Source organism: Rhodanobacter sp. FW106-PBR-R2A-2-24 (genome assembly GCF_058789615.1).
In genome coordinates this window covers 2,047,530-2,062,704 of sequence record NZ_JBYTBV010000002.1, presented here as the reverse complement: position 1 = coordinate 2,062,704, position 15,175 = coordinate 2,047,530, and the positions used below count along the sequence as shown (strand labels likewise).

Annotated in this window: 13 protein-coding genes; 10 read left to right on the top strand and 3 right to left on the bottom strand. The window is 66.8% G+C overall.

Translation table 11 applies throughout. The features are described 5' to 3' along the window. Window positions 1–40: 40 nt before the first annotated feature. From AC3WQA_RS10540 to AC3WQA_RS10510, 7 genes are all read left to right on the top strand, one after another. A complete protein-coding gene (locus AC3WQA_RS10540) occupies window positions 41–787 on the top strand; it encodes a DUF1295 domain-containing protein (protein WP_492676346.1) in 747 nt (248 codons plus the stop codon). After that, window positions 784–1,866 (top strand): SAM-dependent methyltransferase, encoded by a 1,083-nt coding sequence (locus AC3WQA_RS10535; RefSeq protein WP_492675005.1) that lies wholly within the window; start codon window positions 784–786, stop codon window positions 1,864–1,866. Before AC3WQA_RS10540 ends, AC3WQA_RS10535 begins: the two co-directional genes overlap by 4 nt. 9 nt (window positions 1,867–1,875) lie before the next feature. After that, window positions 1,876–2,418 (top strand): lipocalin family protein, encoded by a 543-nt coding sequence (locus AC3WQA_RS10530; protein ID WP_492675004.1) that lies wholly within the window; start codon window positions 1,876–1,878, stop codon window positions 2,416–2,418. A 94-nt stretch (window positions 2,419–2,512) separates the two neighbouring features. Continuing rightward, the gene (locus AC3WQA_RS10525; RefSeq protein ID WP_492675003.1) at window positions 2,513–4,549 is read left to right on the top strand and encodes a S9 family peptidase; all 2,037 of its coding nucleotides are present in this window, start codon (window positions 2,513–2,515) and stop codon (window positions 4,547–4,549) included. A gap of 146 nt (window positions 4,550–4,695) precedes the next feature. Next, window positions 4,696–6,081, top strand: a complete 1,386-nt coding sequence (gene yjjJ / locus AC3WQA_RS10520) for a type II toxin-antitoxin system HipA family toxin YjjJ (RefSeq protein ID WP_492675002.1) — start codon at window positions 4,696–4,698, stop codon at window positions 6,079–6,081. A 73-nt stretch (window positions 6,082–6,154) separates the two neighbouring features. Continuing rightward, window positions 6,155–7,552, top strand: a complete 1,398-nt coding sequence (locus AC3WQA_RS10515; RefSeq protein WP_492675001.1) for an AAA family ATPase — start codon at window positions 6,155–6,157, stop codon at window positions 7,550–7,552. After that, entirely contained in the window at window positions 7,549–8,364 is an 816-nt protein-coding gene (locus AC3WQA_RS10510) for a retron system putative HNH endonuclease (RefSeq protein ID WP_492675000.1), read from the top strand. The genes AC3WQA_RS10515 and AC3WQA_RS10510 overlap by 4 nt, the downstream gene beginning before the upstream one ends. 24 nt (window positions 8,365–8,388) lie before the next feature. Here the strand turns inward: AC3WQA_RS10510 and AC3WQA_RS10505 are convergent, their stop codons facing one another. From AC3WQA_RS10505 to AC3WQA_RS10495, 3 genes are all read right to left on the bottom strand, one after another. Beyond that, window positions 8,389–9,480 (bottom strand): PA0069 family radical SAM protein, encoded by a 1,092-nt coding sequence (locus AC3WQA_RS10505; RefSeq protein WP_492674999.1) that lies wholly within the window; start codon window positions 9,478–9,480, stop codon window positions 8,389–8,391. Window positions 9,481–9,532: 52 nt separating this feature from the next. Then, entirely contained in the window at window positions 9,533–10,096 is a 564-nt protein-coding gene (locus AC3WQA_RS10500) for an acetate uptake transporter (protein ID WP_492674998.1), read from the bottom strand. Between the two features lie 99 nt (window positions 10,097–10,195). After that, window positions 10,196–11,599 carry a hypothetical protein gene (locus tag AC3WQA_RS10495; protein WP_492674997.1) on the bottom strand — a complete coding sequence of 468 codons (1,404 nt, stop codon included), beginning with the start codon at window positions 11,597–11,599 and terminating at the stop codon, window positions 10,196–10,198. A 189-nt stretch (window positions 11,600–11,788) separates the two neighbouring features. Here AC3WQA_RS10495 and acs point away from each other — a divergent pair, with 189 nt between their 5' ends. The 3 genes from acs to AC3WQA_RS10480 all read left to right on the top strand — a co-directional run bounded on the left by acs (window position 11,789) and on the right by AC3WQA_RS10480 (window position 15,170). Next, on the top strand, window positions 11,789–13,729 hold the full coding sequence (gene acs / locus AC3WQA_RS10490; RefSeq protein WP_492674996.1) for an acetate--CoA ligase: 1,941 nt from the start codon (window positions 11,789–11,791) through the stop codon (window positions 13,727–13,729). 88 nt (window positions 13,730–13,817) lie between these two features. Next, a complete protein-coding gene (locus AC3WQA_RS10485; protein ID WP_492674995.1) occupies window positions 13,818–14,492 on the top strand; it encodes a response regulator transcription factor in 675 nt (224 codons plus the stop codon). Window positions 14,493–14,735: 243 nt separating this feature from the next. Then, complete coding sequence (locus tag AC3WQA_RS10480) at window positions 14,736–15,170, top strand: hypothetical protein (protein WP_492674994.1); 435 nt, start codon at window positions 14,736–14,738, stop codon at window positions 15,168–15,170. The last annotated feature ends 5 nt before the right edge of the window (window positions 15,171–15,175 follow it).

Sequence of the window (15,175 nt, the reverse complement as noted above, 5' to 3'; positions counted from 1 at the left end):
GTGGCTGACGCTGTTGCTGGTGTGGGTGCTGGCCGTGCTGATGATGGCGCTGGGCTGGCGCTGGCAGCGGCGCCACGCCAACGCCGGCATCGTCGACGTGCTGTGGGCGGCGGGCCTGGGCGGCAGTGCGGTGTTGCTGGCACTGCTCGGTTCCGGCGCGCCGGCGCCGCGCCTGGCGCTCGGCCTGCTGGGCGGCTTGTGGGGTTTGCGGTTGGCGCGGCATCTGTGGCGCCGTGTGCGGCGCGAAACCGAGGATGGCCGCTATCGCGCGCTGCGTGAGCGCTGGCAGGGCGACCAGCGCAAGCTGTTCGCGTTCTTCCAGTTCCAGGCGCTGCTGGTCCCGTTGTTCGCGCTGCCGTTCGTGGCGGTGGCGGCCAACGCGACGACGGCCCCCGCATGGCTGGCGCTGGGCGCGGCGATCTGGCTGGTCGGCGTGCTCGGCGAAGCCATCGCCGATGCGCAGCTGGCGCGCTTCCGCGCCGATCCACGGCAGCGCGGCCGCACCTGCCGCAGCGGACTCTGGCGCTGTTCGCGCCACCCGAACTATTTCTTCGAGTGGCTGCACTGGTTCGCCTACGTGGCGCTTGCGGTCGGCTCGCCGCTGGGCTGGCTGGCGTGGAGCGGGCCGCTGCTGATGTACCTCTTTCTGCGCTTCATCAGCGGCATCCCGTTCACCGAGGCGCAGGCGCTGCGCACGCGCGGCGAGGACTACCGCGCCTACCAGCGCAGCACGCCGATGCTGTTCCCGTGGTTTCCGAAACGCTCCCTCGACCTGAGATCCGAATGATGAATACCGTTGCCCTGGACACAGTGGAACTGTCCGCCGACCGTGCCGCGCCCGGCGTACTCGGCCTGGCCGAACGCGGCCTGCTGCCCGACGCGCTGCTGCGCCTCGGCATCCGCCGGATGTGCGCCGAGCGCCTGCGCGAGGAACGCGCCGGCGGGCTGGATGCGCAGGCCGCACGGCAGTCGCGGCTGATCGACGAGCTGCGGCACAGCCCGGTGGCGATCCACACCGACGCGGCGAATGCACAGCACTACGAGTTGCCACCGGCGTTCTTCGAACGCTGCCTCGGCCCGCGCCTGAAGTATTCCTCGTGCTATTTCCCGCGCGGCGACGAGACGCTGGCCGAGGCGGAGGACGCGATGCTGGCGTTGTACGGCGAGCGCGCGGAACTGGCCGACGGCCAACGCATCCTCGAACTCGGCTGCGGCTGGGGTTCGCTCACGCTGTGGATGGCCGAACGGTATCCGAACGCGCGCATCACCGCCGTCTCCAACTCGCACGGCCAGCGCCGTCATATCGAGGCGCAATGCCGCGCACGCGGCTTGTCCAACGTGCAGGTGCTCACCCGCGACGTGAACACGCTGACGCTGGAGCAGATGCAGTTCGACCGCTGCGTCTCCATCGAGATGTTCGAGCACATGCGCAACTATCAAACGCTGATGCAGCGCATCGGTGCGTGGCTCGCGCCAGGCGGCAAGCTGTTCGTGCACATCTTCGCGCATCGCACCCTGCTGTATCCGTTCGAGACCGCCGGCGCGGACAACTGGATGGGCCGGCATTTCTTCACCGGCGGACTGATGCCGGCCGCCGACACGCTGCTGCATTTCCAGCAAACGCTGCAGATCGAGCAGCGCTGGCTGGTGGACGGCACGCATTACGCGAAGACCGCCAACCACTGGCTCGAACAACAGGACAGCCAGCGCGACGCGGTGATGGCCGTGCTGCGCGAAGCCTACGGCGCGCATGCCGCACTGTGGTTCCAGCGCTGGCGCATGTTCTGGATGGCCTGCGCCGAACTGTTCGGCTATGCCGGCGGCCAGGAATGGCTGGTGGCGCACTACCGCTTCGTGCGTCCGTAGGCGGCGCTCATGCGAGGACTGCCCTGCTTGCTGCTCGGTTTCGGCCTGCTGTCCGGCGGCGTGCATGCCGGCACACTGCCGCCGATCCAGCCCGTGCCGCATGTCGACCTGCCGCGCTTCATGGGCAGTTGGTATCTCATCGCCAGCATTCCCACCGCGTTCGAACGCGAGGCGTGGAACGCGGTGGAAACCTACACGCTGCAACCCAACGGCAACGTCCACACCACCTTCCGCTTCAACCAAGGCACCGCCAACGGCGCGCTGAAGCAGATCCACTCCACCGGCTACGTGCATGCCGGCAGCGGCAATGCAGTATGGGGCGTGAAGGTGTTCGGGCCGTTCAAGGCGCAGTACATCGTAGCCTGGCTCAAACCCGACTACAGCCAGATGATCGTGGCGCGCGACGCCCGCGACTACACGTGGGTGTTTTCGCGCACGCCCACCGTGCCAGCAGCCGACTGGGCGACGCTGCGGGCGCAGGTCGCCGAGCTGGGCTATGACATCCGCAAGCTGCGCCAGGTACCGCAGATCCGGCCGGCCCCCGCACCTTGAGGCCGGCCAGCCCCACGCCGGGGTGACTACCCGCACATGCCGCGCCGTCGCCCACGGTTGTAGCGTGACGGTTTCCACCGCCCGGGCTCACGCCATGCTGAAATCCCCGCACCTGCTGGTCTCACTCGCCCTGCTCGCCGCGCCGTGGGTCACGCAGGCGGCACCGGACGCCGCTACCTCGCGGATCGACCAGCTGCGCGCCCTGCACGATCGGGTGCGCTACATCGGCCCGGTGGCGCTCTCGCCCGACGGCACGCGGCTCGCCTACGTGCTGGAAGGCAAGCAACCGGCGATCACGCTGGCCGACGGCGATGGCGGCCATGCGCAGGTGCTCAAGCTCGGCCGCGCGCTCACCGCCTGCGGCAAGCGCGACCTGGCCTGGTCGCCGGACTCGCGCACGCTGGCCTTCATCGCCGACTGCGGCAAGGACCTCACCAACACCCAGGCCGTGCACAACGACGTCTACCTTGCCGACGTCGCCGGCCAGGCCGCGCCGCGCGCGCTGGCGCAACTGCCCGGCTACGCGCACGCGCTGGTCTGGACGGTCGACGGCAAGGCGCTGGGTTTCCTGTACGTGCCGGGTGCCACCCGCCAGGCCGCCGCCACCGCCGCCGGCGCGGAGCAGGTCGGCGTGATCGGCGAAGAGCCCGCGCAGATCCAGCGCGTGGCTCGTCTGGATGCCGCCAGCGGCAAGCTCGCCTTGCTCACCGGCGCCGCGTTGTACGCCTACGAATTCGACTTCTCGCCGCACGGCGCCCGCCTCGCCTACACCGCCGCGCCGCCGCCGGGCGACGACAACTGGTGGGTGGCCAAGCTCTACGTGCAGGACGCCCGGCCCGGCGCCGCGCCGCGCGTGATCGTCGACCCGGCCGCCGCGCGCAGCGCGCTGCACGGCCTGCAGATGGCGCTGCCGCGTTTCTCGCCCGATGGCACGCGCATCGCCTTCATCGGCGGCCTGATGAGCGACCAGGGCGCCACCGGCGGCGACCTCTACGCCGTGCCGGCCGATGGCGGCATGCTGGCCGACCTCACCCCCGGCATCACGGTGACCCCGCAATGGTTCGCCTGGAAGGGCAATGACGCGCTGCTGGTGAGCCAGAACGCGCAAGGCCAGGTGCAACTGGCCGACTACGCCGTGCACGGTGACCAGGCGACGCTGCAGGCGCCCCATTTCAGCCTGCCCGCCTCCATCGGCGCCGGCGGCGCCGTGCTGTCGCTCGCGCTGTCGGCCGACCGCCAGCGCGTGGCCTACCAGCAAAGCTCCTTCGAACACGCACCCGAGGTGCATGCCGGCACGCTGGGCGGCACGCCGCCGCCCGCCGTCACCCACCTGAACACCGCGCTCACGCCGCTGTGGGGCAAGGCGGTGTCGGTGGCGTGGGACAACGGCGGCCATCACGTGCAGGGCTGGCTGATCTACCCGGCCCGGTTCGACCCGCACAAGACCTACCCGATGATCGTCGGCGTGCACGGTGGCCCGGCCTGGGGCGTGCTGCCGCACTGGCCCGGCATGAGCGCCATGTACGCGGTGAGCGGCTACTTCCAGTTCCTGCCCAACCCGCGCGGCAGCTACGGCCAGGGCGAGGCCTTCGTGCAAGCCAACCGCAAGGACTTCGGCTACGGCGACCTCGCCGACATCCTCGCCGGCGTCGACGCGGTGGAGAAGCTGGCGCCGGTGGACGACCACCGCCTCGGCCTCACCGGCTGGAGCTACGGCGGCTTCATGAGCATGTTCGCGCCCACCCAGACCCAGCGCTTCCGCGCCGCGGTGGCCGGCGCCGGCATCTCCAACTGGGCCAGCTACTACGGCGAAAACCGCATCGACGAATGGATGATCCCGTTCTTCGGCGCCAGCTACTACGACGATCCGCCGGCCTACGCCAGGAGCTCGCCGCTCAGCTTCATCAAACAGGCGAAAACCCCCACCCTCGTCATCGTGGGCGACCGCGATGAGGAATGCCCGGCGCCGCAATCCTTCGAGTTCTGGCATGCGCTGAAGACGCTGGGCGTGCCCACCGAGCTGGTGGTCTACCCCGACGAAGGCCACCACTTCGCCAACCCCAAGCACGTGCACGACGTGGAGCAGCGCTCGCTGGATTGGTTCGCCAAGTATCTGCCGGCATCGAAGTGAACGGGGGACATGGCCAGCCTCCCGCCGTCGGCGAGAGGCTGGTTCATCCAAACGATGATCTATTCAAGATACTCGCGATAATTTTCACAAAATACTGATTTATTGAATAATTGACATGAATAATCTATTCATGTATCTATTCATGAATGACCAGTACAGCAGCCCTTGGCGAGCGTCTGCTCGACGCCCTGCGCCTGCGCCGGGTGGCCAGCGCGCGTGAGCTGGGGGCGGCGCTGGGCGCCAGCCAGCCCAGCATCTCGCGCGCCCTGGCGGCCGCCGGGCCGCGCGTGGCCAGCGTGGGCCAGGCGCGCCGCCGCCGCTACGCCGCCGTGCGCGAGGTGCGCGGCCTGGGCACGCGCTGGCCGCTGTACCGCATCGACGAACGCGGCCAGCCACGTGAATTCGGCCAGTTGACGGCACGGCACGGCGGCGGCTGCGTGGTGACCGCCAGCGCGCCGCCCGACTGGCTGCAGGGCGAATTCGCCGACGGCCTGTTCCCCGGCCTGCCCTGGTTCCTCGACGACCAGCGCCCGCAAGGCTTCCTCGGCCGCCAGTTCGCCCAGCGCTGGGCGTGCGAGCTGGGCCTGCCCGACGACATCCTGCGCTGGAACGAGGACGCCGTGCTCGCCGCCCTGCTGCTGCACGGCGACGACATGCCCGGCGACTTCGTGCTCGGCGACACGGCGCTGGAACGCGCCTTGCGCAGCGAACCGGAAGTCATCCCCGCCGCGGCGCGCGGCGAGTACTACGCGCAACTCGCGCAAGCCGCCCTGGGCGGCGAACTGGTGGGTTCCGCCACCGCCGGCGAGCAGCCCAAGTTCACCACCTGCGTGCGCGAGGCCGACGGCAACCTGCGCCATGTGATCGTCAAGTTCGGCGAACCCGCCGACACTCACCCCGGCACGCGCCGCTGGGCCGACCTGCTGACCTGTGAACACCTCGCCGCCGAACTGCTCACGCAACATGGCCACGCCAGCGCGCGCACCGAACTGATCCAGTCGCAAGGCTGGCTGTGTCTGGAAACCACGCGCTTCGACCGCATCGGCGCGCACGGCCGACGCGGCTTCGTGAGCCTGGCCGCGTGGAGCGACGCCCACGACGGCGAGCACGATGACTGGGCTGCCGCCGCGCAGCGCATGCAGCAAGCCGGCTGGATCGACGCCGACGCGCTGGCGCAAATCCGCCTGCGCGGGTGGTTCGGCCGGCTGATCGCCAACGCCGGCATGCACTTCGGCAACCTCGGCTTCCAGCTCGGCGATACCTTGCCGCTGCAGCCCGCGCCCAGCTACGACATGCTGCCCATGCTCTACCGGCCCGCCGCCAACGGCAGCGTGGTGGCACGCGCGTTCGACCCCCCGCCACCGCTGCCGGCACTGTTGCCACATTGGCGCGAAGCTGCCACGCTGGCCAGCCAGTATTGGCCGCGCGTGGCCGCGCACCCCGCCATCAGCGCCGATTTCCGCCGCCTCGCCGAGGCCAACCACGTCACGGTGCAGGCCCTGCGCCGACGTTTCGACCCAGACGCCACATGAACCTCGCCCTGTTCGATTTCGACGGCACCATATCGGATCAAGCAAACCCTGTCCCAAGGCCTTAGGATTCGGTATGCCCATCAACCGGCAACACAAGCAAACCACCATGCAGCCAACCACTTCATCGCCTCACACGAGCCTGCGTCTGGACGCTCTGCGGCTGACCAATTTCCGCTGCTTTGCCAGCCTGGAGATGTCGTTCCATCCGCAGATTACCGTGCTGGTTGCCAACAATGGCCAAGGCAAGACAGCCATTTTGGATGCCGTAGCTACCGCGCTCGGGCCGTTCGTCGGTGCGTTTGATGAGGCTGTGGATCGCACTTTTGAGCAGGACGACATCCGCCTCGTACATACCGGCTCCGGCAACACGATGGAGTTAGCCAAAGGTGGCGTTGCCGTGGAAGCCGACGGTATCGTGAACCACCAGAAAGCAACTTGGAACCGCCGCTTGGCAGGCCCCAAAGCAAGAACCACACGCAAGGACGCCCAAGTACTCACCGCCTGGGGCAAAGAACTGCAAGACCGCGTGCGCGATGAAGCCGAGATGCAAGTCACTGGCACTTGCCTTCCGCTGGTTGCCTGCTATCCCACCGACCGCCTGTGGAACATTCGCCGCCTTCCTTACAAAAAGCTTCCGCGCACCTCGCGCATGGTCGGCTACACCCACTGCCTGCAATCGGGGTCGGATTTCCGCCTGATGGCGGACTGGTTCCGTTACTGGAGCTACAGCGCTCTGGAGCATCACCAGAAAGTGTCATTTGGCCAGCGTGATGCCCTTCCTTCGGAGGCCGGCAACGCCATCGAAGCCATGCGCAAGGCAATCGACTGCTGCCTGAAACCTTCGGGCTGGGGCCAGCTCGATTTCAGCATCGAACGCCAAGAGCTGGTGGCGAACCATCCAGATCACGGCGAACTTCCCGTAGGCATGCTCAGCGATGGCATTCGCAGCATGCTGACGCTCGTGGCCGACATCGCTTTTCGCATGGTCAAACTCAACCCGAATCTCGGGCCGTACGCAACGCGTGAAACCTGCGGCATCGTATTGATCGACGAAGTGGACATGCATCTGCACCCAGCCTGGCAGCAGACAGTATTGACGTCACTGCGCGAGGCCTTTCCGCGTATCCAGTTCATTGTCACCACCCACAGTCCGCAGGTAACCACGACCGTTTCGGCGGAATCCTTGCGCATCCTGACCAGCGATGGTGTGGCCGCCGCCCCTTCCGGCACTGAGGGCGCCGAGGCAGGGCGTCTGCTCGAAAGCGTCTTCGGTGTCAATCCACGGCCAACGCAAAGTCCGGCAACACAGGAACTACTTCACTACTTGAGACTCGTGGACAACGGTCACTGGAAGACCGACGAAGCGTTAGCTCTACGGAAGAGGCTCGACCAACGCTATCAAGGCACGGAGCCAGCCTTGCTTGAAGCCGACCTCGTGATTGAAAACAAGGAGTGGGAGCAACAGGAGTGAAGCGTATACGCAAGGGTGATGAACCTGTGCTTTTGGCTGCCTACCGCCAAGCTGCGCCTGCGAGTACGTGGGAAGCCATGCGTGGTGACGCCCTCAATCGCGGCCAGCAGGCATACGTAGCCTGTCGCGCCCAGACCATCATCGATCAGGGTGGTCTGTGTGCGTATTGCGAAATCGACATCCACGACAACGACCCGCTGAAGTGCCGCATCGAGCACTTTCATCCAAAGTCGGATGTGACTACCGGACACAACTGGGCATTGGACTGGAACAACATGCTCGCCGTATGCAGTGGCGGGAGCCAGTCGGCTCTTGATGATCCATCTCATTACCAGAAGCCGCTTCCCGCCAATCTCAGTTGTGATGCCTACAAGGACAAACAGATTCAATCCGGCAGGTTATCCGCCGGTTGCGCCGGATGGATTCTTGATCCGAAACAGATCTATGCCTTCCCATGCCTATTCAAAGTAAACGCCTTTGATGGAACCATTGAACCTGACGCTCACGCTTGCATAAGCGCACCAGCATGGCCGGGCAACAGGCACGCCAGTACGCTAGCCTTGGTCAGGCACACCATTGATATGCTCAACCTCAACTGTGTCCGTCTCAAGGATGCTCGGCTCATCGTGATACGCGGCATCGAAAAAGATAAAAAGCGAGAACGAGATAAGGGATTCGATGCAGGCCAAGGCCTGACTAATCTTGCTGAGCGTTACTTTAGGCGTATCTGGCCCAGCTTTTTCACCACCAGGCGGCTGCGACTCGGCCAAACCGCCGAGCAATACCTGCAACAGAACAACTTCCAAGGCTGAGTGTCGCGCCGCAAACGGCATCGATTAGAACAGCTCTCCCTGCTGTGCCACCTCGCGCGGCGGCATGAAGCGCGTGCAATCGAGCATAAGCTCGCGCGTGCGGGCAAGGCCGAGGCGGCGGCAGGCGACGTCGAAACGACGACGCAGCAGGTCGGCGAACACGCCCGATCCACGCATGCGGGTGCGGAAGTCACTGTCGTAGTCGCGGCCTCCATTCATCTGCTGCAGCAGACTCATCACGTGCTCCGCACGTTGCGGCGCATGCAGCGCCAGCCATTCGCGGAACAGTTGCTTCAGTTCCCACGGCAGGCGCAGGGTGGTGTAGCCGGCGCAGTGGGCACCGGCTTCATGCGCGCGTTCCAGCACGGCTTCCATGTGCATGTCGTTGAGCGCTGGAATGATGGGCGCCACCAGCACGCCGACCGGCACGCCGGCTTCGGCCAGCGCGGCGATGGCCTTGAGCCGGCGGTGCGGCGCGCTGGCGCGCGGCTCGAGCTTGGCGGCGAGATGGTTGTCCAGCGCGCTCACCGAGACGAAGACCTGTACCAGGCGCTCGCGCGCCATCGCGGCGAGCAGGTCGAGGTCGCGCTCCACCAGCGCGTTCTTGGTGACGATGGTGCATGGGTGGCGGCACTCGGCCAACACTTCCAGCGCGGCGCGGGTGAGCCGCCAGGTTTTCTCGATCGGCTGGTAGGGGTCGGTGTTGCTGCCGATGTTGATGGGTTTGGGCAGGTAGCCTGGCTTGGCCAGCTCCAGGCGCAGCACCTCGGCGAGGTTGCCCTTGGCGCGGATCTTCGTTTCGAAATCCAGCCCCGGCGAGAGGTTCAAATAGCTGTGGCTGGGGCGGGCGAAGCAGTAGATGCAGCCGTGTTCGCAACCACGATAGGGGTTGAGCGCCTGATCGAAGCCGATGTCGGGCGAGTCGTTGCGGGTGATGACGCTGCGCGCGCGCTCCTCGGTGACTTCCGTGCGCGGCCGCGGCGCGGCCTCGTCCAGCAGCGCGCCTTGCCAGCCGTCGTCTTCGGCATGGTGGCGGATGGTCTCGAAGCGCCCCTCCGGGTTGGAGGCGGCGCCGCGGCCCTTGATGGCCTGCGGCGGAGGGAGGGAATCGTCCATCCGGGCAGTGTCGCGCGCGGCCATCTCACCGCGCGCGACACCGTGGTGGCGCTCAGCCCACCGGCAGCACGGTGCGCTGCTGGCTGTCGTTGATGATTTCGGCGGCGGACAGGTAGAAGGCGAGCGCGGCGGTCAGCAGGCCCATGTAGCCGCCGGCCTGGTGCAGGCCGGACAGGCCCGTCCATTCGCCCGCCGCGAGCAGGAAGAAGGTGATCCACAGCGCGAGAAAAATCAGCTGCAACGCGCGCGGCGCCTTGAACGTGCCCAGCCACATGTAGAAGGTGAACACGCCCCACAGGAACAGGTACCAGCCGACGAAGGCGGCCGGCACCTTGTCGTGCAGGAACAGCACGAACAACGCGAACGACCACCAGAACGCGCCGTAGCTCAGGAAGGCGGTGGCGCCGAAGGTGTTGCCGCGCGGCAGCTCCATCACGCCGGCGATGGCCTGCGCGGTGCCGCCGTAGGCCAGCGCGCAGGCCAGCACCAGGCCCATCGCGCCGGCATCGAACCAGCCGGCGTTGATCATGCTGAGCAGCCAGGTGGTGAGCGCGAAGCCGGCCAGGCCCAGCGGTGCGGGGTTGGGAAATTTCGTTTGCGTGGTGGCGTCGCTCATGGTGGTTTCCCCGAATGGTTTGGATCGCGGTATGGGTCGTGTCGCACGCAGCGGGCCGCCCACCGCCGGCGCGTGGCGCCGGCGGTGGGCGGGATCGGGTCAGAACTTGTACATGCCGTTCACGCTGACCTGGTTGCCTTGGGTGTTGGTGGTGACGGCCGGGCCGCTCGCCCCATCGAGCTTGGCGTGCATCCATTCGATGCCCAACGCGTAGGCGCCGGCGGCGTATTGCAGGCTGAGTGCGCTCTGCTGGCTCTTCAGGCGACCGTTGGCGCCCACCCACCGCAGCACGTCGGCACGGTCGGGCTGGCTGATGCCGTAGAACGCGTAGGCGCTCCAGTTCGGCGTGAACTTGTAGCCGGCCTGCACATAGCCGCCGCTCTCGGTGATGTCGCCGAACTGCGCCAGCGCGCCGAAGATTTCACCCAGCCCCTGGCCGGTGTAGGCCAGCCCCTTGAACACGAACTGGCCCGGCGTCCAGGTGCCGCCCAGCTCGTAGCCCACGCTGCTGATCTTGTCGGCGACCGGCGTGGGCGCGTTGCCACCCACACCCTTCAGGTTCACCTGGCTGTAGTGGGCGGCGGCGAAGGCCACCCAGTCCTTGTCGGCCACGCGCAGGCGCGCCTCCAGCTGCGGCCGGAACCCGGCGTTGCCGGCGGTGAGGTAGTTCACGTTGTCGCCGGGGCCGTTCCAGTGGCCCTCGAAGGCGCCCAGGTCGAGCCGCCATTTGGGGCCGGCGCTGCCGTGGTTCAGATCCTGCATCACCACCACGCCGGGGAAGCGCCAGCCCACCATGCCGGTGCCAAAGCCCAGCGGGAAGGCTATGTGCTCCAGCGATTCGGGCACGGCATCGAGCGGGAACATCAGCTCCCACTGCTGGCCCACGCGCACCGTGGTGCCGCTGACCGGGTTGACGAAATCCATGTAGGCCTGGCGCAGGCGCGGCGTGAGCTGTTGCTGGCTGTAGGCGCCGGTGCCGTTGGTGCCGCCGAAGAAATCCATCTCGATGCGACCGCCGCCCCGCCAGTCGCCGGCGAATTTCGCGCCGCTGAAATCCAGCCAGAAGCGCGTGTTGCGCACGTCCACACCGGAGAGCGTGCCGTGGTTGCTGGCCACCGGGAATTCGGCATTGCTGCCGTTGCCGAAGGTGAAGCTCTTGTCCTGGGTGAAGGCGCTGGCGCTGATGAAACCGTGCAGCGCCACCGACACCCCTGGCGCCGAGCTGAAGGTGGGCGTGGCCGGCGCCGGCGGCGCGGCGGCGACGTTCTGCACCGGCGCGGCCGGCGTGGGCTGGCTCGCGGCCGGCGCCTTCTGCGCCTGGATCATCGCCTTGAGCTGGGCCAGCTCCTGCTCCAGCTGATCCACCCGCTGCTCCAGCTGCTGTTCGCGTGCACTGGTGCCGGCTGGAGCGGTCTGCGCCTGCGCCGCCAGCGGCAAGGCCAGCGCGCAGGCCACAGCCAGCGCCAGCGGTTTGCGAAAACCACACATGCGATGCGCGATCATGGAACCCTCCCCAAATGGTGTGCGGCGAGCATGGCCATGCCGCCGCGTCGATAGCCATTCGCCCTTGGTCGCAACTCGACCAAAGTCGAAACCCGCGGCAACGCACCGCCGCATGCAGGTCGTTACACTCGAATGCCGGCGGACGTCCAAACGCCGAGCGCCGCGACCCACTGCCAAGAGGAAAACAGCATGTCCGCGATCTATCCCGTCGACCCCGCGTTTGCCGCCAAGGCGCGTACCCAGCGGGAAGACTACGAGCGGCTGTATGCCGAATCGGTGAAGAACCCGGAAGCGTTCTGGGCCAAGGCCGCCGAGCGGCTGGACTGGGTGAAGCGGCCGACGAAGATCAAGGACGTCTCCTTCCAGCGCGAGGATCTGCACATCCGCTGGTACGAGGACGGCGTGCTCAACGTCGCCAGCAACTGCCTGGATCGCCACCTGAAGGAGCGCGGCGACAAGGTGGCCATCATCTTCGAGGGCGACAACCCGTCGGTGTCGCGCAAGATCACCTACCGCGAGCTGCACGCCGAGGTGTGCCGGTTCGCCAACACGCTGAAAAACCTCGGCGTGGTCAAGGGCGACCGCGTGGTGATCTACCTGCCGATGATCCCCGAGGCGGCGGTGGCCATGCTGGCCTGCGCGCGCCTGGGCGCCACCCATTCGGTGGTGTTCGGCGGCTTCTCGCCCGATTCGCTGGCCGGACGCATCGTGGACTCGCAGGCCAAGCTGGTCATCACCGCCGACGAGGGCCTGCGCGCGGGCAAGCACATCCCGCTCAAGACCAACGTGGACGAGGCGCTCACCCGCCCCGGCACCAACAGCGTGGAAACCGTGGTGGTAGTGCGCCACACCGGCGGCGCGGTGGCCATGCAGAGCCCACGCGACCGCTACTGGCACAACCTGATGGAAGGCCAGAGCAGCCAGTGCGAGGCGGTGCCGGTGGAAGCCGAACACCCGCTGTTCGTGCTCTACACCTCCGGCTCCACCGGCAAGCCCAAGGGCATCCTGCACACCACCGGCGGCTACCTCACCTTCATCAGCTACACCCACGAGCAGATCTTCGACCTCAAGGAAAACGACGTGTACTGGTGCACCGCCGACGTGGGCTGGGTAACCGGCCACAGCTACGTGGTGTACGGCCCGCTGTGCAACGGCGCCACCACGGTGATGTTCGAGGGCGTGCCCAACTACCCCGACCACAGCCGCTTCTGGCAGGTGGTGGACAAGCACGGCGTCACCATCTTCTACACCGCGCCCACCGCCATCCGCGCGCTGATGCGCGAGGGCGAAGGCCCGGTGAAGAAGTGCTCGCGCGCCTCGCTGCGCCTGCTCGGCTCGGTGGGCGAGCCGATCAACCCGGAGGCCTGGGAGTGGTACTACAACGTGGTCGGCGAAAAGCGCTGCCCCATCGTGGACACCTGGTGGCAGACTGAAACCGGCGGCATCATGATTTCGCCGCTGCCCGGCGCCATCGCCACCAAGCCCGGCTCGGCCACGCTGCCGTTCTTCGGCGTCCAGCCCGCCATCGTGGACACCGACGGCAACGTGCAGCAGGGCGCCTGCGAGGGCAACCTGCTCATCAGCGACTCCTGGCCCGGCCAGGTGCGCACCATCTACGGCGACCACCAGCGCTTCATCGATACCTATTTCAGCGCCTATCCCGGCAATTATTTCTCGGGCGACGGCGCGCGCCGCGACACGGACGGCTACTACTGGATCACCGGCCGCGTCGACGACGTCATCAACGTCAGCGGCCACCGCCTGGGCACCGCCGAGGTGGAAAGCGCGCTGGTGGCGCACCCCAAGGTGGCCGAGGCCGCCGTGGTGGGCTGCCCGCACGACATCAAGGGCCAGGGCATCTACGCCTACGTCACCCTGGTGGCCGGCGAAACCGGCACCGAGGATCTGCGCAAGGAACTGGTGGCCTGGGTGCGCAAGGAAATCGGCCCGATCGCCAGCCCCGACTACATCCAGTGGGCCGCCGGCCTGCCCAAGACCCGCTCGGGCAAGATCATGCGCCGCATCCTGCGCAAGATCGGCGAGAACCGTCCCGACCAGCTCGGCGACATCACCACCCTCGCCGACCCGTCCGTGGTGCAGGTGCTGGTGGACGAACGACTCATCAAGTGACCCGCAGGAGTGGCTTCAGCCGCGATGCGCTTGCCATGATGCAAGAGTAATCAAGGCTGAAGCCCGCCCTGCCTGGCTGATCCGCCCCATGCCCGACATCCTCATCGCCGACGACCACCCGCTGTTCCGCGACGCCCTGCAGCGCGCGGTGCTCACCGCCTTGCCCGATGCCGCCGTACACGCCGCCGACAGCGTGCACGCGCTGCTCGCGCTGGTGGAACGCTACCCCGATGCCGAACTGCTGCTGCTGGATCTGCACATGCCCGGCGCGCGCGGCTATTCCGCGCTGGCGCACATCCGCGGCCAGTACCCCGGCCTGCCCATCATCGTCGTCTCCGGCCACGAGGAAGCCCAGGTCGCGCGCCGCGCGCTGGCCCACGGCGCCGCCGCCTACATCCCCAAATCCACCGCCGGCGGGGACATCATCGCCGCCATCCGCGCCGTGCAGGGCGGCGACACCTGGTTGCCGTCGCAACTGCTGGGCGGCAGCACCCAACTGCAGGCCGACGAAGCCAATACGGCCGGGCGCATCGCCAGCCTTACGGCACAGCAATTCCGCGTGTTCACCATGCTCGCCGACGGCCTGCTCAACAAGCAGATCGCCTGGGAACTCGGCGTCTCCGAAGCCACCGTGAAGGCGCACATGACCGCCATCATGCGCAAACTCGGCGTCAACAACCGCACCCAGGTCGCGCTCGCCGCCAGCCAACTCGCCGTCGATCCCGCCGCCCTGCCCGCCCTGCCGGAAGAGCCAGCGGCATAGCGCGGTGTGACACGCATATTCGCGTTTTTGAAGGCATAATCCATATGCCCTCGTCTTGTGTGATATGCACAGCGGCGCGATGGTCCCCTCAGCGTTCACGACACTGGCAAGCCGTTGACTGCCTTGTGGATCGGGCTGCTTGACGGCGAGACGGATGGCGCGGAGCATGGCTTGCATATGCCCCGATTCGGGGTCTACTTGGCGTTAGATTTTTGAACGTGGCAACGTATGGAGGGGGTTGGCATGAACACGATAAAGGTTCTCGCCGTAGCGCTGCTTGTGGCGCTACTTGTCACCGGCTGCACGCTCACGCGCGGCTCGTATGTTCTAATCGGTACAGCGCATCCGCCGACCACCGCATCCCAAGTCACGCTCTACACCACGTTACCGCCCATGTACGAGAAGATCGCGTTCGTCTCGGCTGACAGCCGCAACGACTTCGCAAGCGAGCAAAACTTAAGCGATCATGCAATTGAGCGCCTGAAAGAAGAAGCGGCAAAGGTCGGGGCAAACGGGCTGTTGCTCAACGGCATCGGCAATTATCAGGTCGGGTCGAGTGGCGTAGCCATCATCCCCAACTATGGCAATGGTTACACCACTACAGGCGTCGTCGGCATGGACGCTAGGATTGGCAAGGAGGCAAAGGGCCTTGCAATCTGGGTACCGCCGCAACATTGACGTCG